We start from the raw sequence: 241 nt of genomic DNA, 5'->3' as shown, positions 1-241 counted from the left end.
GTCGGCCACGCGAATGATGTGCCGCTTGATGAACTCGGCGCCTTCGCGCGCGCCGTCTTCGGGATGCTTCAACGCGCACTCCCATTCGAGCACCGCCCAGCCCGGAAAATCGTATTGCGCCATCTTCGAGAAGATCGCGCCGAAGTCGATCTGCCCGTCGCCCAACGAGCGGAAGCGCCCCGCGCGCTCGACCCAGCCGCTATAGCCGCCATAGACGCCTTGCCGCCCATTCGGACGAAAC

At 65.1% G+C, this 241-nt stretch carries 1 protein-coding gene; it reads right to left on the bottom strand.

The features are described 5' to 3' along the window. A partial coding sequence (locus SB771_RS36665) for a sugar phosphate isomerase/epimerase family protein (RefSeq protein ID WP_410722242.1) occupies positions 1-241 on the bottom strand: 241 nt, incomplete at both ends.

The sequence above is a fragment of the Burkholderia sp. SIMBA_051 genome, assembly GCF_046534915.1.
Taxonomy (GTDB): domain Bacteria; phylum Pseudomonadota; class Gammaproteobacteria; order Burkholderiales; family Burkholderiaceae; genus Burkholderia; species Burkholderia ambifaria.
This window is presented reverse-complemented; position numbering and strand designations above follow the sequence as displayed.